This window comes from Colwellia sp. BRX8-5 (assembly GCF_014077325.1).
Lineage (GTDB): Bacteria > Pseudomonadota > Gammaproteobacteria > Enterobacterales > Alteromonadaceae > Colwellia_A.
Genome location: NZ_JACGVR010000001.1, coordinates 212,645 through 230,589, shown reverse-complemented (window position 1 = coordinate 230,589; position 17,945 = coordinate 212,645). Strand labels below are relative to the sequence as shown.

At 37.9% G+C, this 17,945-nt stretch carries 15 protein-coding genes; 12 read left to right on the top strand and 3 right to left on the bottom strand.

Annotation, left to right across the window (positions count from 1 at the left end; all coding sequences use genetic code 11):
• Positions 1-124 precede the first annotated feature (124 nt).
• A complete protein-coding gene (locus tag H4J62_RS00985) occupies positions 125-1,015 on the bottom strand; it encodes a L,D-transpeptidase family protein (RefSeq protein ID WP_182213565.1) in 891 nt (296 codons plus the stop codon).
• A gap of 68 nt (positions 1,016-1,083) precedes the next feature.
• Positions 1,084-2,580 (bottom strand): CYTH domain-containing protein, encoded by a 1,497-nt coding sequence (locus H4J62_RS00980; RefSeq protein WP_182213563.1) that lies wholly within the window; start codon positions 2,578-2,580, stop codon positions 1,084-1,086.
• Between the two features lie 327 nt (positions 2,581-2,907).
• On the opposite strand from H4J62_RS00980, the gene H4J62_RS00975 reads away from it, so the two are divergent.
• The 11 genes from H4J62_RS00975 (at position 2,908) to H4J62_RS00925 (ending at position 14,765) form a co-directional block, all read left to right on the top strand.
• Positions 2,908-3,507 carry a TIGR04211 family SH3 domain-containing protein gene (locus H4J62_RS00975; RefSeq protein ID WP_070374591.1) on the top strand — a complete coding sequence of 200 codons (600 nt, stop codon included), beginning with the start codon at positions 2,908-2,910 and terminating at the stop codon, positions 3,505-3,507.
• 67 nt (positions 3,508-3,574) lie between these two features.
• Positions 3,575-5,014, top strand: coding sequence for a capsule assembly Wzi family protein (locus tag H4J62_RS00970; protein ID WP_182213562.1), 1,440 nt, complete (start codon positions 3,575-3,577; stop codon positions 5,012-5,014).
• Between the two features lie 3 nt (positions 5,015-5,017).
• Positions 5,018-6,088: a CDP-glycerol glycerophosphotransferase family protein gene (locus tag H4J62_RS00965; RefSeq protein ID WP_182213560.1), complete on the top strand. Its 1,071-nt coding sequence runs from the start codon at positions 5,018-5,020 to the stop codon at positions 6,086-6,088.
• A gap of 69 nt (positions 6,089-6,157) precedes the next feature.
• Positions 6,158-6,604, top strand: a complete 447-nt coding sequence (locus H4J62_RS00960; RefSeq protein ID WP_182213558.1) for an adenylyltransferase/cytidyltransferase family protein — start codon at positions 6,158-6,160, stop codon at positions 6,602-6,604.
• Positions 6,604-7,206 (top strand): SDR family oxidoreductase, encoded by a 603-nt coding sequence (locus H4J62_RS00955; RefSeq protein WP_182213556.1) that lies wholly within the window; start codon positions 6,604-6,606, stop codon positions 7,204-7,206. The genes H4J62_RS00960 and H4J62_RS00955 overlap by 1 nt, the downstream gene beginning before the upstream one ends.
• Positions 7,207-7,215: 9 nt before the next feature.
• Positions 7,216-8,247 carry a CDP-glycerol glycerophosphotransferase family protein gene (locus H4J62_RS00950; protein WP_182213555.1) on the top strand — a complete coding sequence of 344 codons (1,032 nt, stop codon included), beginning with the start codon at positions 7,216-7,218 and terminating at the stop codon, positions 8,245-8,247.
• Positions 8,248-8,577: 330 nt separating this feature from the next.
• Complete coding sequence (gene leuA, locus H4J62_RS00945; protein WP_182213553.1) at positions 8,578-10,143, top strand: 2-isopropylmalate synthase; 1,566 nt, start codon at positions 8,578-8,580, stop codon at positions 10,141-10,143.
• A 40-nt stretch (positions 10,144-10,183) separates the two neighbouring features.
• The gene (gene leuB / locus H4J62_RS00940) at positions 10,184-11,317 is read left to right on the top strand and encodes a 3-isopropylmalate dehydrogenase (RefSeq protein ID WP_182213551.1); all 1,134 of its coding nucleotides are present in this window, start codon (positions 10,184-10,186) and stop codon (positions 11,315-11,317) included.
• Between the two features lie 3 nt (positions 11,318-11,320).
• Positions 11,321-12,754 carry a 3-isopropylmalate dehydratase large subunit gene (leuC, locus tag H4J62_RS00935; protein ID WP_070374598.1) on the top strand — a complete coding sequence of 478 codons (1,434 nt, stop codon included), beginning with the start codon at positions 11,321-11,323 and terminating at the stop codon, positions 12,752-12,754.
• A 2-nt stretch (positions 12,755-12,756) separates the two neighbouring features.
• On the top strand, positions 12,757-13,353 hold the full coding sequence (gene leuD, locus H4J62_RS00930; RefSeq protein WP_182213549.1) for a 3-isopropylmalate dehydratase small subunit: 597 nt from the start codon (positions 12,757-12,759) through the stop codon (positions 13,351-13,353).
• Positions 13,354-13,532: 179 nt separating this feature from the next.
• A complete protein-coding gene (locus tag H4J62_RS00925) occupies positions 13,533-14,765 on the top strand; it encodes an HD-GYP domain-containing protein (RefSeq protein WP_182213548.1) in 1,233 nt (410 codons plus the stop codon).
• 50 nt (positions 14,766-14,815) lie between these two features.
• Here H4J62_RS00925 and H4J62_RS00920 read toward each other — a convergent pair whose 3' ends face one another.
• Positions 14,816-16,444 carry an AAA family ATPase gene (locus tag H4J62_RS00920; RefSeq protein WP_182213546.1) on the bottom strand — a complete coding sequence of 543 codons (1,629 nt, stop codon included), beginning with the start codon at positions 16,442-16,444 and terminating at the stop codon, positions 14,816-14,818.
• A 147-nt stretch (positions 16,445-16,591) separates the two neighbouring features.
• Between H4J62_RS00920 and H4J62_RS00915 the strand changes: the two genes are divergently transcribed.
• Entirely contained in the window at positions 16,592-17,872 is a 1,281-nt protein-coding gene (locus H4J62_RS00915) for a multifunctional CCA addition/repair protein (protein WP_182213545.1), read from the top strand.
• The last annotated feature ends 73 nt before the right edge of the window (positions 17,873-17,945 follow it).

The window sequence follows — 17,945 nt, the reverse complement described above, 5'->3', positions numbered from 1 at the left end:
CGGAGCTTGAATTCATCCTAACGAAGTTTGAGTTCATCCTAACGGAGCTTGAATTCATCCTGAAGAAGTTTGAGTTCATCCTAACGAAGTTCTATTTTACTCTAATTGACAATATCCCTTTAGCTCAATTTAATGATACGACTACACCTTCTGGATTAGCTAGTAGTGAACTCACTTTTTTTAACATTTGAGCATCATTACCGATAAAATGTTTTACTGCTTTTGTCATCGCTAATTTAACTTCGGCGCCATCATCGGGTGTTAATGGGCGATGTACTTCTATCTTTTTGCCTTCCTGTTCATAAGACATTTTAATGGGCTGTTCGAATATGCGAATAGGTGTGCCTACGGGAATATTATTATATAACCATTCTATGTCATCATCGTACATACGAATACAGCCAGAGCTTGCTCGCATACCGATACCAAAGCGCTTATTGGAGCCATGAAGTAGGTATTCACTTGTGCCAATACGTAATGCATATTTACCAAAGGGATTATTGGGTCCTGCGGGGACTTCTCTGACCATCTCTTTGCCATGTTCGGCAAAATAACGTGCGCGCATCTCTGCTGTTGGACGCCAACTTGGGTTTTTACGTTTGTCGCCAATAGTACTGGTTAAATGCGGTGTTTCTAGTCCTTCTCTACCAATACCCACAGGGAAAACGTAAACTAACTTCTCTCCTTTTGGGTAATAGTACAAGCGTAACTCAGCGAGATTAATGACAATACCTTCACGCTTACCAAAGGGTAGAAGCATCTGTTTAGGAATAACAATATTGTGATCAAGATCCAATAAAAAAGGATCAACACCGGGGTTAGCGGCAAGTAAGGCAAAAAAACCTACGTTATAATTTTCAGCTAAAGCTTGAAAGTAATCACCTTTTACTGCTTTATGGATAATATCTTCGCCCACTAACCTTGAATTGGCAGCAGGGAGATTATAAACACTCGCCAAACTTACACAGGTAATAAAACTACTTAACAATAAACTTAATTTAACAACCCACTTCATTAATTTATGACCCTACGAATTATCTTCAACATTATCTAAAACCTTTTTCTATTCTAACCGATAAACAACTATGACTCATCTAACCAGTACGGCTTTGTTAATAACGCCATATTTCTGGAGCTATCTAACGCGATGAGTAACCCTTCAACTTTGCTTCCTTGCCATAAAACGAGTTTTTTAGGTTTTTCATCTAACGTTTGTAGTTGTTGGTGAATGATCCACAATGTTTGTAATTCACTGATCCCTTGCTGAATGTCCAACCAAGGTGCTCGATAGTGTTTACGTTCTTCTTCATCAAACAATAAACCAAACCAAGTTCCTGTCAGTAAACTTCGGTTTAACAGTTTTGCTTGTGATAAGTATTGCTCACTACTCAGCGACTGCGCTGGTGTGCTATCAGCAAATAACACCGCCATACTTTTCGTTAAACTTTGCTGCGCAAAAGGTAATAACGAGTCACTAAACTGTTTATCTTCAGTTAATAGCATTTCCAACAAATGAGCCTGCAGGGTATTAAAACGCTGGCCATGCAATAATTCGATGACATTTTCGCTCGTTGGAAGACGACGTTTCTCCATTCTTAGTTGTTCTACCAATTGTTCGCTGTAATTTAACTTGCGTCTATAATTACCCGTTTTATTAGTAAGCTCTTGTAGGTTAACGGCATTATCAACCCACGAGAGTAAGTGCACAAAATAGCTTAGTTCATCACGAATTTTTACGGCTTCTTCGGGTAGATAGTCTGCAAATAGCCAAAAACCGTGGCGAATTAACGCTAAAGTTTCTGTTATTTTTTCTAACTCGACTAAGCTTGGCGACGTTATATAGTATTCAATATGATCATGTAGGTTAACTAGGCAATAATTGATACCGGTAGAAAAGGCATTAGAAATAGAGTGACTGCGGTCAATGGGAAGAGTGTCTGTAATATTTTTTTTATAATTAACGGGGATGTTTTTCCATAAACCATAGCCACGAGCCGCTTTACTTTGGCTACTTGGCCTAACAAGCAGTACAGAAAATAATAACTTGGCAAGCAACAGTAAATCTGAGGTTATACCACTGACAAGTTCTAGTTCGAGTTCACAAATTTTAACACTGCGACCATCACTACTAATATCGCCTTGATCGAAGGCAACTTCTACCACGGTACCCGACGATAAAGTAACTAACCAAATAATACGGGTAAAGTCCGTTGAAAAAAGGGGGATTAACGTTTCTTGTAACTGCTCTACCTTTTGAGTTGACTGCCAAATTTCATTTGGGAACAAGGAAAGTTCAGGGAAGTTATTAACAATATTAACGTTATACTCTGGTCGCTGATGCAAGCCCGCAATTACCACCCCAGCTGTTTTTATGGTTTGCTCTAACTTTCCGTCACAACCTCTAATTCTTAGCCCCATATCATGACGGCGAAAATCTAAATTAGTTGTATCGTAATAGCAGTTCGATAATTGCTTTGTTTCACAGCTAAATGACAGCTGTTTTGTGGTGAATAACTGGGTGATTTTTTCTTGAGTATTATCACTTGTAACAAAATACTTAAGCTCAATTTCGGTAACCATATTCTTCCAATAATTTGTTTTATTATGCCAACATAGTGAGTTTACAACAGCGACATATGAAAACAAATAGCGAATGCCAATTCCGATAAATTTCTTTCATATAATGTAGCGATATAGAAAAATTTAACTGACTGCTGATGCCCTAACAAACTATTAGTAAAAACTACCATAATGAATTAACTATGTAATACCTTGTTTACAAAATATTGAGAACACTTATGTATTTTACCAATAAAACCTTAATGTTCGTAAACTTAACTTGCTATCAATCCGCCAAACCCCTAGTATTTTGCTATGCATAATTTTATACAGGTTAATGGTAGTTTCATGAAAATAATAAAAGCTTTATTGGTTGGTTTAGTTCTCAGTTCATCTTCCCCTCTTTTTGCAGAAGACAGCCCAACCAACCTTCCTTCTGGCTATATTTCAGACGATTTATTTATTTATATGCATTCAGGAGCGGGTAATAATTATCGAATTCTAGGCAGTATAAACTCAGGCACTGAAGTGAAAGTAACCGGTAAAAATGAAAATGATTACTCTGAAATCATTGATGATAAAAATAGAAATGTCTGGGTTGAAAGTAAGTATCTATCATTAAAACCCGGCTTACGCTTTGTTATTGCCGAGCTGAATGAAAAATTAGCCAATACCAGCAGCAATACTGACAGCATGTCAGAGGAACTTTCCCAGAGTAGAAATACTATTCAAAACCTTAGCAGTGAAAAAGCCCAACTTAACAATGAAATAAGCCAGCTTAATAAAACACTTATAACGATACGAGCCAAATTAAAAGACCAAGATACCAATATCAAAAAAGAATGGTTTTATAATGGCGCTATAGTGTTAGTTATTGGCTTACTTTTAGGTTTGATTCTGCCAAGATTAACTTCTCGCCGCAAAGGCTCAATGGATAATTGGAAGTAACCCCTATTATGTTAGAAAAACTCACGTATAATCACAGCGATTTTTAGATTATATGATGGCTTTTTTTGTGCACAAAACTAAATACTTATTTTTTATCGCTTTATTTATATTATTTTATACAAAACAGGCTAATGCCGATGGTGTTAGCCCTTACTTACCGTTAAAAACTGATGCTCTTATTGAACTTGAAATCGCACGTCTAGCGACAATTTCTCGAATGCCAATGTTGAGTAAACCCTACCATATTGTCACGGTTGTTGATTATCTAAACAAAATTAAAGGTTCTCATCCTGAGCTTTTTTATAGAATTTCTGCTTATATAAAACGTTATAAAAAGCAGAGTGCGATCACTCATTTATCAACCACGCTTTCAACATCTAACAATAAAAACTTCACCATAGCCAATAATCGTGGTGTTGCCATGGACAGCTCGGCCCAAGCAAGTGCTTCTGGATTTTATCAGTTCAATCAATACGCCATCGCAAATTTAGGGGGAACCATCGTCGAAGGTAAGAATATTATTCCCCATAATAGCTACTTTTCATTGGGTTATGAATATGCTCAATTTGATATTGGCTACCGCGAACATTGGCTATCTCCCTCACAAGAAAGTGCATCATTACTGTCTACTAACGCTGCTCCGACCTTTTCTATTACCATGAGTAATGTAAAACCTATTACCTCTTGGCATATTAAATACGAATTTTCATTAGGACAGTTAGAGGAAATGGCGGGTATAAAGTATAAGGGCTCTACATCATCAGGAAAGCCATTATTAATGACTATGCATATGAGTTTTCAACCCTTTAGCTGGTGGACGATAGGTGCTAATAGAACCTTTCAATTTGGTGGTGGCGAAAGAAGCACTGGCCTAAGTGATATTTGGAATGCGATTATTGACCCCGTTAACTCAGATAACTGTGGCTCAGGTTTAACTGGTTGTGCCAATTCTGATGAAGAAGTGGGTAATCAAATTGCTTCGTTAACCAATAAATTTGACTTGTCTTATCAGGGTTTCCCTTTTACCTTTTATATGGAATATGCAGGAGAGGATACCAAAGAACACAAGAACACTCAGTTAGGTAACATTGGTCAAACCTACGGGTTATTCTTTCCATATATTAACAAGGACTTTTCATTGTATGCTGAGCATTCTAAATTTCACAAATCATGGTATGTTCACAAAATTTATGGTGAAGGTTACCGTAATGATCACGTTGTAATGGGTCATTGGTGGGGTAATAACAAAGAGCTGGAAGATAGATCCCCCGGGAATTCTTCGTTAATTAGACTAAACTGGGACTTTTCACCCAAGTATCATTTACAAACACTATTTCGAACCGCTGCTATAGATTCTTTGACACAAGATAAGTACTCTAGAGCCCAAGAGATAGAATTAAGTTTAAAACAAGTATATAAAAATGGATTTCTTAATTATTCGTTAACAGCTGGTAGTGATATTTATGGAGAGTCTTTCTACCGTGCGACTTTGGGTTATAACTGGTAATTTATGAATGTTTTTTTTGATATTCAACACCTGTATTATTTACCACAATATTTACCGGTAAAAGATGTGCTTGAAAAAAATTCAGTGTCATGCCACTTTATTTTATACAATCAAAAACAGCTGCAGGATATATTAATAAATTATGTTGAAAGTGAAAAATTAAACTACACCCTTGTAAATAATTCAAATGAAGCAAAAGAATTTTATTTCAATAACAAACCTGACTGGATAATTTTTGGTAATGCGTTTCATCATCTAGAAAATGTTCATCAATGTTCTAAAACAGCTATGATGAATCACGGGGTTGGTCCAAAGTCATGTTATTATGATTGGTCAGATTGTGACATTCAGCACCGGTTTGTCGAAGGGAAACACCGATTAAAACGTTTGAAAGAACGATTTCCCTCTAAAAGCTTTATTGATACGGGTTATGCAAAATTAGACCCTATCATTAATAACGAATCTTCTAGTTTAGACTTAAAACAGTTAGGTTTAGATCCAGAAAAAGAAACGATATTATATGCACCGACCTATTACCCAAGCAGTATTGAATGTTTACCTCATGATTTTCCTGAACTTTTAGAAGAATATAACCTTATAATTAAACCTCATTATTTTTCCTTAACTAAAGAGAAATACAAGAATCATCAAACGATTTTTGAATCTTGGTCTCAGTACAATAACGTATATATCTCCTCTATAGAGGAAGCCTGTATTATCCCTTTTATGAATACCGCAAGCTTGTTAATCAGCGATGCATCCTCTACTTTGTTTGAATTTACTGCGCTTAATAAACCCGCTATTTGGTGTGATTTTTTTAAAGTGCGTTGGAGCTACAGAGGTATATTCAAGTGGCGTTTAAATAAGCGTCTTGATGATGATTTAAAATACTTTGCAAAAGTAGCCCAACAAGTAATCAATACTGAGCAATTAGTTCAACAAGTTGAAATTCAACTCAAGAGCCCTCAATTAAAAGAAATGCAGAGGTTTGAATTAACTGAACTTCTTATTGGTAAAGTTGATGGTAATTGTAGTAAGCGAATTGCGGATTATTTGATAAATCATACTGATTAATAAACATTTACTCTGTAGGTTGTACATGTAAAAATATATAATATTTTTTTACTAAGTTAGGTTAATAATATGAGTTCTGTAGTTTACGTTTCTGGCACTTTCGACTTGTTTCATCGCAACCATCTGAAAATGATTGAATATGGAGCAGGTTTGGGCGACACACTAATTGTAGGTGTGAGTACTGATGAATTAGTATGCAGCTACAAAAACCCTCCAGCAATACCTTTTGAAGAACGCATAGCAATTGTTAGTGCCTTAAAATACCCTGATGTCGTTATCCCGCAAAGGTCTCTAGAACATACAGACAGAGTAAAAGATCTTAACATTGATATATTTGTTATTGGTGATGACTGGAAAGGAAAATATGACTACCTCAGAGATCTTGGTGTTAAAGTGTTCTATTTTCCCTATGGCTCCGGTATCAGTAGCTCAAATTTAAAAGCTCAAATTGTTGATCAGTATAAAGAATTAATAACTAATGCCGACAAACATATCAATCCAGATGTGAAAGCATAATGAAATCTATATTAATTACCGGTGGTGCGGGTGACTGGGCACAAAGCTTTTATCAACAGTTCAAAAATGCCTTCAAAATCTCTACACCAAGCAGAACTGAATTAGATATAAGTAATGAATTGAGCGTCAATAATTATTTTAAGAGCCATTCATTTGATATTGTTATAAACAATGCTGGCACAATCCATCCAAAAAGAATATTAGAGAGTGACACACATCTTTGGATTAATGATATTCAAGTCAATTTAATTGGCACTTACCTTACCGCTAAAGCGGCATTAACCAAAAACCCTGACACAGTTATCATTAACATATCATCAACGGCTGCGTTTAATGCCTACCCTGATTGGTCATCTTATTGTGCTTCAAAAGCAGGTGTTGTTACCCTATCTAAATGTTTAGCTAAAGATGGTTTTAATTCTTATTGTTTGTGTCCTGGAGCAATAATGACAAAGTTCAGAGACAAATTCGACTTACCCAACGACAATATTTTAACATGCGAAGATCTTTCAAAACATGTATTAGATATCATTGATGAAAAATACACATCAGGTGATATTTTGTTTGTCCGTAAAGGTGAGTTCATATTAAATCCCAGTTAGTTTATATCAATGAAAGCATCTAAATACCTTTTCTATATTTCACAAAATTATTCTTTTGAAATTTTGCGACCTTTACAGCGAGAAATACTAAGCCAAGGCAGCCAAGTTGCCTGGTTTGTTGCTGGTAGTGATGTTAATCTGAGTAATTTTGCTGCCGATGAAGTGGTGCTTAGCAGTGTTGCTGATGTGATTAGTTTTAACCCTGTCGCTAGCTTTGTGCCGGGTAATATCATCCCACGATTTATTCCCGGTATTAAAGTACAAGTTTTCCATGGTTTAGAGTGGAAGAAAAAAGGCCACTTTGTTATTAGAGACTGCTTTGATCTCTATTGTACTCATGGGGCAGCGACCACCAATCGCTTTAATGAATTAGCTAACCAGCATAAGTTTTTCGATGTTAAAGAAACAGGCTGGCCAAAATTAGATAATTTATTTAATACCCCCAAAGAGCAATATTTTAGTAATAACCTGCCTACAATCCTCTTTGCACCCACTTTTTCACCCGCGTTGACTTGCGCACCTTTTTTATATGAAGAAATTGCCGCTTTAGTGGATGATAAAAAATATAATTGGCTGATTAAGTTTCACCCAAAAATGGATAAAAAGTGGTTAGAGCTTTATGCTCAACTCTCTTCAGAAAACCTAAAAATAATAACATCGTCAAATATAAATAGCTTATTGCAGTCGGCTGATATTATGGTGTCGGATACTTCATCGGTTATTGGTGAGTTTGCTTTACTGGGTAAGCCGGTTATCGCGTTCAATAATAGCCAACCCGGTAATTATTTAATTAACATTACCGATGCAAAAGAATTACCCCAAGCATTAACTGTTGCATTATCGCCTTCAGAAACACTTATATTGGCGATAAATCGTTATGCCCAAGAGTTACATCCTTATAGTGATGGTAAGTCGTCATTTCGGATATTAGAGGCTGTAGAAGATATTAGACTCAATGGCAAACAGGCAATAAAAACACTACCGCGCAATATCATCAGAAACTTAAAGCAACGCAAAATTCTTAATTATTGGAAGTTTTAAACGCCTTATATTCATTAGCGCCACCATTATACTTTTTAAATATTAATAATTAATTGACATTATTTGAGTAAATACGCTATTAATAGATGACTGTTTGCTCTAGCGAGCTAAACTAACTTAATAAGACGACTTTAATGACAACAACCATTACCATAAAAAATATTATTCGCATTAACCTCCTCCTCACATTATCAATGCGCGGATAGGTTTTTTATTGTTGTAAATTAAAGATAAACATTAAAACCCGCGCATATTACCGCGGGTTTTTTTATACCCGTATTTTATGTAAGTAGCCAATACCCTAAGCACAATAAATATTAAGGAATAAACATGGACAGCAAGGTAATTATTTTCGACACCACCTTACGTGACGGAGAGCAGGCACTAAATGCAAGCCTTTCAGTGCATGAGAAGTTACAAATTGCGCTAGCCATTGAACGCTTAGGAGTCGATGTAATGGAGGTTGGCTTCCCTGTTTCTTCGCCAGGCGATTTTAAGTCAGTGCAACAAATTGCCCGCACCATTAAAAACTCCCGAGTTTGTGCTTTAGCTCGAGCTGTTGAAGGCGATATTCAAGCCTGTGCCGATGCGTTAAAAGTCGCTGACCAATTCCGTATTCATACGTTTATTTCAACGTCAGATGTTCATGTTCAACAAAAATTGAAGAAAGATTTTGCCGATGTTGAAGCAATGGCAATCCATGCAATTAAATTTGCCCGAAAATTTACTGATGATGTCGAGTTTTCTTGTGAAGATGCTGGCCGTACCCCTATCGACAATTTATGTCGCATGGTTGAAAACGCCATAAAAGCCGGTGCCACCACCATTAATATTCCTGATACGGTTGGCTATACCCTACCCAATGAATTTGGCGGCATTATTACCCAATTATTTAATCGTGTGCCTAATATTGATCAAGCAGTAATTTCGGTGCATTGCCATAACGATTTAGGTTTAGCCGTTGCCAACTCAATGACTGCAGTACAGGCAGGCGCTAGACAAATTGAATGTACCATTAATGGTATTGGTGAGCGCGCCGGTAATTGTTCATTAGAAGAAGTCGCGATGATCATGAAAACCCGACATGACTTCTTAAATGTACACACCAATATTAATCATCAAGAAATTGCCCGCACTTCAAAGTTAGTCAGCCAATTATGTAATATGCCCGTGCAATTAAACAAAGCGATTGTTGGCGGTAACGCTTTTAGTCATTCGTCAGGTATACACCAAGACGGCATGTTAAAAGCCAGTAATACTTATGAAATTATGACCCCAGAAAGTGTCGGCATCAGTAAAACAAAATTAAACTTAACCTCACGCAGTGGTCGTCACGTTATTAAGCACCGCATGGCAAGTTTAGGTTATACCGAAGCTGAGTTTGACTTAGAAGAGTTATACAGTGACTTTTTGGCGCTAGCCGATAAAAAAGGTCAAGTCTTTGATGATGATTTAGAAGCGTTGCACTTTAATATTCAACAACAAGGTGAAGAGCAAGAATTTTATCATCTAGAAACATTAAACGTGCAGTGTGGTGGCGGCGAGTTTTCTACGTCAAGTATTAAATTATTAGCCGGTAAAGAAAGCCATATTGTTTCTGAAACCGGTAATGGCCCGGTTGACTCATTATATAGAGCGATTAAAAAAGCGGTTGATATTGATTTTGAGGTCGCTGATTACAAAATATCAAATAAAGGTGAAGGTGAAGACGGTTTAGGTAAAGCTGATTTAGTGGTTACCTGGCAAGACAGAAAATTTCATGGCTACGGTTTAGCGACCGATGTTATTGACGCTTCAGCAAAAGCCTTGATACATGCACTGAATAGTATTCATCGCGCTATCACCATTAATGAAATAAAAAGCGAACTAAAAAACGACGTTCAAGCTTCATTATAATAAATTCAAACATATAAGATTGACTAAAGGTATAAAAGACATGTCGAACATAGCAATATTAGCCGGTGATGGCATCGGACCAGAAGTAATGGTTGAAGCTAAAAAAGTATTAAGTACCATCGCAACAATATTTGATATAAAAATATCGACACAAGATTACGCTATAGGCGGTGCTGCTATTGATAGCCACGGTCACGCCCTTCCTGATGAGACCATGAAAGGTTGTGAACAAGCCGATGCTATTTTATTTGGCTCGGTTGGCGGTCCAAAATGGGCTAACTTACCTCCTACACAACAACCTGAACGTTGTGCATTATTAGGCTTGCGTAGCCGTTTTGATTTATTTTGTAATATGCGCCCAGCGACCTTACAACCGGCTTTATCATCATTATCGACATTGCGCAGTGATATTTCACAGCAAGGCTTCGACGTACTGGTTATTCGCGAGTTAACCGGCGATATCTACTTTGGTGAGCCAAAAGGACGTCGCGGTGAAGGTGAAGAAGAAACAGGCTTTGACTCGATGTTTTATTCTCGTCGAGAAGTTAAACGTATTGCTCACTTGGCGTTTCAAGCGGCGCAAAAACGTAACAATAAGGTAACGTCTGTTGATAAGGCCAATGTTTTAGCGACCAGTCAGTTATGGCGCCAAGTAGTTGAAGAAGTCGCGAGTGAATACCCAGATGTTGCCTTAGAGCATTTATATGTAGATAACGCCGCCATGCAACTTGTTCGCGATCCCAACCAATTTGACGTTTTGTTATGCCCTAATTTATTTGGCGATATTCTTTCCGATATCTGCGCAATGATAACCGGCTCTATGGGGTTATTACCTTCTGCAAGTTTAAATAGCGAAGGTTTTGGTATGTATGAACCTGCCGGTGGCAGTGCGCCTGACATTGCCGGAAAAGGTATCGCTAACCCTATCGCGCAAATTTTATCAGCAGCATTAATGCTACGTTACAGCTTAAATGAAAGTGCAGCGGCACAAGCGATTGAAGATGCCGTAGCAAGCGCATTAGACAATGGCGTGTTAACCGCTGATTTACTGCCCGCAAACCAAAGACACCAGGCTAAAAACACCACTGAAGTGGGTGATTATATTTGCCAACAGATTATTGCGCAACATAGTAGTGCACAAAATAGTGCTAATCAAAAAATAACAGAGGCATAACCGATGAGTCCTAAAAATTCTGCTACCACCTTATATGAAAAATTATGGCAACAGCATGTTGTTGAAGAAAAAGCGGGTGAAACACCTTTGCTTTATGTTGACCGTCATTTGATCCACGAAGTTACCTCACCACAAGCGTTTGCTAACTTAAAGTTTCATAACCGCCCTGTTCGTCATCCTGAGCGTACGATTGCCACGATGGATCACAACATTTCAACCCGTTCAATAGAAATTGATGCTGCGGGTGAAGGCGCAGCCAATCAATTAAGAACATTAGAAAAAAACTGTAAAGAGTTTGGTATTGAACTATTTGGTATGGGCCATAAAAATCAAGGTATTGTTCATGTTATTGGGCCAGAACTTGGCTTAACGTTACCGGGTACAACAATTGTCTGTGGTGACTCTCATACCGCAACCCATGGCGCATTTGGCGCATTAGCTTTTGGTATTGGTACTTCTGAAGTTGAACACGTTTTTGCCACGCAAACCTTACGCCAAACAAAAGCAAAAACCATGAAAATTGAAGTTAATGGTCAAGTAGGCGCTGGAATTAGCGCAAAAGATATCATTTTAGCGATTATTGGCAAAACAGGTAGTGCGGGTGCGACCGGGTATGTCGTTGAATATTGCGGTAGTGCTATCGAAGCACTGAGCATGGAAGAACGCATGACCGTTTGTAACATGAGCATTGAATTTGGCGCGAAAGCGGGCTTAATCGCTCCTGATAAAACCACCTTCGATTATCTAATAGGTAAAGAATATGCGCCAAAGGGCGATGTATGGCTTGAAGCGTTAAATGATTGGAAAACCTTCAAAACTGACGAAGGCGCTGAGTTTGACACGATATTAACCCTTAAAGCCGAAGAGATTAAAGCGCAAATTACCTGGGGAACCACACCAGGACAGGTTACTTCAGTCGATAGCGTAGTGCCATCGCCCGATGACTTTACCGAGCAAGTAGAAAAAGATTCTTGTGCGGCGGCCTTAACCTACATGGGCTTAACGGCGGGTACAAAAATTACAGATATTACTATTAACAAAGTCTTTATTGGTTCATGTACAAATTCACGTATCGAAGATTTACGCGCAGCCGCAGGTGTTGTTGCAAGCTATCAAGCACAAGGGAAATCAGTATCAGCAAATGTTGATGCCATCGTTGTTCCCGGTTCATATCGCGTAAAAGCGCAGGCAGAAGCGGAAGGTTTAGACAAAATATTTAGTAATGCCGGCTTTGAATGGCGTTTACCTGGTTGTTCAATGTGTTTAGGCATGAACGATGATGTGCTAACAGAAGGTGACCGTTGTGCTTCAACCAGTAATCGTAACTTTGAAGGCCGACAGGGCCGTGGCAGCCGAACGCACTTAGTGAGCCCAGAGCTAGCTGCTGCTTCTGCAATTACCGGTCATTTTGTTGACTTGAATTCACAAGGAATATAATCATGGAAAAATTTACAACACATACGGGGTTAGTTGTTCCTTTAGATGCAGCAAACGTAGATACCGATCAGATAATCCCAAAACAGTTTTTACAAAAAACAGAGCGAGTAGGCTTTGGACAGCATTTATTTCATGACTGGCGCTATTTAGACGTATCAGGGAAAGTAAACAACCCTGAATTCATTTTGAATAAACCTCAGTACCAAGGTGCAAGCATTCTACTAACCCGTGAAAATTTTGGCTGTGGTTCAAGTCGAGAACATGCACCATGGGCATTAGAGGAATACGGTTTCAAAGCTATAATTTCACCAAGTTTTGCCGATATCTTTTATGGTAACTGTATTAATATTGGTTTACTGCCAATAAAACTTAGTGATGAAGAAATTGACACGTTATTTAAAATGAGCAGCCAAGAAAACCTCGAGTTAACCGTCGACTTAATCAATAACACAATCACTTGTGGCGAATTAAGTTTCACCTTTAGTTTAGATAAGTTTCATCAATATTGTTTAGAACAAGGCATCGATAGTGTTGGCTGGACATTAAACAAGCTAGACACGATAAAAGCTTTTGAAGCAAAAATGCCAAGCTGGCAATAAGTTAAGTATAACGTCCTAAAGCCTCATCTGCTCTTTACCGATAAATTGTAGATGAAGCTTTATTTTTCACCCTTTCCCCCTTTCACCCATCAATTGCACTAATGACTAAAATTAATCTAAAGTATTGTTTAGTAATAAGCTATTATCAATTATAGCTTTGTAACTAGCCGCCTAACAATATGTCCAAAATAACAACGAGCGAAATCACCGAAATTATTTCTATCGATCAGCTCAAACCTGGCATGTATGTAAAATCATTTTTCAGTAACAATCATCTTTCGATCAAATCTGAAGGTTATATTTCGTGTCTTGAAAGTATTACTCAATTACGTAACGCTGATATTGTTCAGCTCGTTATTGTGCCTGATAAAGAGAAGAAAACCGTTAATGTTGAAAAGGTTTTCGCTGATATTAAAACCAGGCAACTTATTGAACTAAAAAGTAATTCGCTGGAAAAGTTAGCTATATCATTTGACAGCGAAATGAAAAAAGCCAGCGACTTGTATAAAAACGCAAAATTACTGCAAGAAAAAATCCTATCGCAAATTAGACAAAAAAAATCAATTAATATTGCCGAGGTTGAAGAATCAGCTAACGCTATGGTTGACTCTATTTTTCGAAATCAAGATGCCCTAACCTGCATGTCCCGTTTTCAAACTAAAGACTCTTATCTTATTGAACACTCACTCAATGTTTCAATTTTGATGGCTGTTTTTGCTAAACATTTAGGCTTTGACAAACGTTTGATCCAAGAAATAGCGCTGGGTGCCTTTTTACATGATATTGGTAAAGTATTATTACCTAGTGATATTTTAAATAAACAAGGTACGTTAACCGCTAAAGAGCAAAGTATTATTCGCAGTCACGTTGCGCTTGGCTTAAAGATATTAGAAGACAGTCCTAGCATTTCTCATGTCGCGATGACCATGATACAAGAGCATCATGAACGTTTAGATGGTTCGGGTTATCCTAATAACCTTAAGCGAGATGACATATCAAAATATGGCAAGATGCTTGCTATCATCGACAGCTACGACGCCATGACCTGTGATCGCCCATATAGAAAGAGTGTTCACCCTATTAATGCTTTTAAGAAACTTATTGCTGAGTCCCCCGAATGTTATGACGAAGAATTAGTTGAAAGCTTCATTCAGTGTATGGGCGTTTATCCCGTCGGTACCTTAGTCAAACTTAACAGTGGTAAATTAGGGCTAATTAGCCGCTTAAATAAACAAAAACCCTTACACCCGTACGTACGCGTTTTTTATAATATACGCCTCAATCAAGCGATACCGATTAAAGAAGTTAACTTGAGTGAATCAAAATACAAAGATCAAATTGACTGCTGTATTCGACCTGAAGAATTTAACCTTAATTTATTAGGTTTTTTCAAAACCGCCTTTATCGACTAACGTTTAGCGCTTGCAGATAAACATTAGTCAGACCACTTAAAACGATGATATTACCAAGAAGAAAGCGCCGGCAAACTAAACTGCTGGCCTTTAAACGTTAAAATAACTTTCTGACCATAAATATAATTTAACACTAATTCCTCAGAAATAGTGTCGCCTTCATAGCGATCTCTGCCATTAACTTTTACCCAACTTTCACCTTCACTGGTATAAATATGTTGTTGAAAATTTAATGAAGGTAACTCACTTTGCACCCAAGCAGGCATATCTGATAATGTCGGTGCATTAACCTCAGGTTCGACAGCTTGGTTTGCGCTATTTTTGAATTGAGGGTCTTGCTCGGTATCATCTATTGCGCTTTGAAAAAGCGCCAGCAAATCATCAGAAACACCGTCAACCGCCTTCACAGAAAGCTTTTCTTTAACTTTGCTTGTCGCTTTATCTTCAGCTAATTTACTGTCTGCTAATGTAGATAGTTGCTCAGAAGAGTTCTTGTCCGGCATAAGCACGTTTGCGGTGTTATCGGTTGTTACGATACGCTGCTCAACAGCAAGTTTTTTGTCACCATCGCTTTCTATTTCAAACACTTTAGAAGCATTGTCTGTTGTTACTGCAACTAAATTTTCATCCGGTGTTTTTTTATTGTTAGTCGCTAAACTTTCATTATCCGCAGCAATAAGCGCTGGAGCGCTAGTGTCACTTATAGGGTTATTAACCACAGGCTCAGTAATACTGAGCGCTGACGTTTCGTTAATATCTTCACCAAATAATTGGCCTAGGAAATACGAGCTACTGACAATAACCGCTAACACTGTACATGCGGCTAGCGCCTTAACCGCTTTGTGTTGCCACCAATAGGTTGCTTGGTATTCATCGCCTAATGCTTCTTGTGCAGATAATAAAACAATTTTTTTAGTCACCAAAGCATTATTACTGCAATAGGCGTTGGTCAGTGAACGCTCACATAACAAATTAATTATCCGCGGTATACCTTGTGAAATGCGATGAATTTCCGCCACTGCGGCACGTTCAAATAACATACGTTCACATTGTGCTACTGACAAGCGATGTTGGATATAATGTCCTACTTCCCCCTTAGTTAACGGCAGCAAATGATAGCGAGCAGTAATGCGTTGTGCCAGTTGTCGCAAGTCTCGACGTTGCAACAATTGTTTTAATTCAGGCTGACCAATTAAAATGACCTGTAGTAATTTTTTAGTATCTGTTTCTAAGTTTGTTAATAAACGTAACTGTTCTAAAACTTCTGGCGCCAAATGCTGCGCTTCATCAATGATTAATAACGTATTAAGATTAGCTTGATGATTTTTATTGAGTTTTTCATATATTTTATCGGTGAGTGTTTTTAACGTTGCCCCTGTCTTTCGGTAACGAATTTTTAGCTCGTCACAAATAGTAGCCAGTAGCTCTTGGCTTGATAATGTTGGATTAAGAATAAAAGCCGCTTGCGTATTTTCGGGTAACTGCTCCATTAAGCGCCGACTGATCGTGGTTTTTCCGGTGCCAACTTCACCCGTTAACAGTGCAAAGCCTCCTGTTTCACCCAAGCCATAACTTAAATGAGCCAAGGCCTCTTTATGGCGTTCACTCATAAATAAAAAGCGAGGATTAGGTGCGATTGAAAAAGGGCTTTCTTTTAAACCAAAATAACCTTTATACATAATAGATTTAAGTAATTTTTAAAGTCAATAAACTGTCATAGAAACTAACCTGTAGTCCATCATAAGTCAAAACTAGCTGGTAAATAATTTAGATAAATATGCTAAGCTTTCTGAAAATATGTCAGCTTTAATAAATAAAGAGTAATAATGATCAACAATGACCTTTCAGTACTTAACCGCTATTTAGTCGGCGGTGCCGTTCGCGACAAACTTTTAGGACACAAGGTCTATGATCATGATTATGTTGTTGTTGGCGCAACGATTGAACAGATGCTGACATTAGGCTTTACACAAGTCGGTAAAGACTTTCCGGTATTTCTGCATCCCAAGACTAAAGAAGAGTATGCCTTAGCAAGAACTGAACGTAAGCAAGGCCATGGCTATACCGGTTTTATTTGCGATGCCAGTAGCGCGGTTACCCTTGAAGAAGATCTCCTTCGCCGCGACCTCACTATTAATGCAATGGCGATGCCCTTTAACGATAGCGTTGAAAGCACCACTATTATTGATCCTTATAATGGCCAAGTTGATTTAAAAAACCGCATACTGCGACATGTTTCATTAGCTTTTGTTGAAGACCCACTTCGTGTTTTACGGGTAGCTCGATTTACTGCCCGTTATCATGATTATGGCTTTACCATTGCTGGCGAAACAGTAGACTTGATGACTAAAATCAGTGAAAGCGGAGAATTAGCTACACTGTCAGGTGAACGTATTTGGCAAGAAATGCAGCGCAGTTTGACTGAAAATAATCCCGAAGTATTTTTTCAAGTGTTACGTGAATGTGGTGCATTAGCGAAAATATGGCCTGAACTTAACTCGCTATGGGGGATCCCTAATCCAGAAAAATGGCACCCAGAAATTTGCTCGGGTATTCATACTATGATGGTTCTGCAACAAGCGGTAAAGCTTTCCCCTAAAACATCTGTACGGTTCGCGGCACTTTGTCATGACTTGGGTAAGTCTTTGACCTTAGAAGAAAATTGGCCCAGCCACCGGGGTCATGAAAACTCAGGTTTAGCATTAGTTGACAAAATATGTGAGCAATTAAAAGTGCCTAAAGATCACAAAATTTTAGCGCGTAAAGTCTGTGAATTTCATTTACATTGCCATAAAGCATTTGAATTAAAAGCCAACACGCTAGTTAAGTTGTTTAATAGTTTAGATGTATGGCGCAAGCCTGAAGAGTTTACTGATTTCTTGACTGCCTGTACGGCTGATTTTCGCGGTCGTTTGTACAATGAGAACAAACCCTATCCGCAAGTAGATTACTTACGTAGTGCTTTTGAAGCGGCCTTAACGGTAACCGCTAAAGAGTTTATCGAACAAGGAATAAAAGGTGCAGATATTAAAGAAGCCATAAATAAAAAACGCATTGAACTTGTTCAGAGCTTTAAAGTAGGTCATGTACAAGCTAACAATCTTTAACCTTTGGCTGAAAAATCAAAAAAACATTCAAGTACCAAGTAAATTTACCCAGCCGCACGCTAATTTAGCTTCA

Bases quoted from the DNA above. Each gene is read 5' to 3' on its own strand.
- H4J62_RS00985 (WP_182213565.1), bottom strand. From the start codon at position 1,015: ATGAAGTGGGTTGTTAAATTAAGTTTATTGTTAAGTAGTTTTATTACC.
- H4J62_RS00980 (WP_182213563.1), bottom strand. From the start codon at position 2,580: ATGGTTACCGAAATTGAGCTTAAGTATTTTGTTACAAGTGATAATACT.
- H4J62_RS00975 (WP_070374591.1), top strand. From the start codon at position 2,908: ATGAAAATAATAAAAGCTTTATTGGTTGGTTTAGTTCTCAGTTCATCT.
- H4J62_RS00965 (WP_182213560.1), top strand. From the start codon at position 5,018: ATGAATGTTTTTTTTGATATTCAACACCTGTATTATTTACCACAATAT.
- H4J62_RS00960 (WP_182213558.1), top strand. From the start codon at position 6,158: ATGAGTTCTGTAGTTTACGTTTCTGGCACTTTCGACTTGTTTCATCGC.
- H4J62_RS00955 (WP_182213556.1), top strand. From the start codon at position 6,604: ATGAAATCTATATTAATTACCGGTGGTGCGGGTGACTGGGCACAAAGC.
- H4J62_RS00950 (WP_182213555.1), top strand. From the start codon at position 7,216: ATGAAAGCATCTAAATACCTTTTCTATATTTCACAAAATTATTCTTTT.
- leuA (WP_182213553.1), top strand. From the start codon at position 8,578: ATGGACAGCAAGGTAATTATTTTCGACACCACCTTACGTGACGGAGAG.
- leuB (WP_182213551.1), top strand. From the start codon at position 10,184: ATGTCGAACATAGCAATATTAGCCGGTGATGGCATCGGACCAGAAGTA.
- leuC (WP_070374598.1), top strand. From the start codon at position 11,321: ATGAGTCCTAAAAATTCTGCTACCACCTTATATGAAAAATTATGGCAA.
- leuD (WP_182213549.1), top strand. From the start codon at position 12,757: ATGGAAAAATTTACAACACATACGGGGTTAGTTGTTCCTTTAGATGCA.
- H4J62_RS00925 (WP_182213548.1), top strand. From the start codon at position 13,533: ATGTCCAAAATAACAACGAGCGAAATCACCGAAATTATTTCTATCGAT.
- H4J62_RS00920 (WP_182213546.1), bottom strand. From the start codon at position 16,444: ATGTATAAAGGTTATTTTGGTTTAAAAGAAAGCCCTTTTTCAATCGCA.
- H4J62_RS00915 (WP_182213545.1), top strand. From the start codon at position 16,592: ATGATCAACAATGACCTTTCAGTACTTAACCGCTATTTAGTCGGCGGT.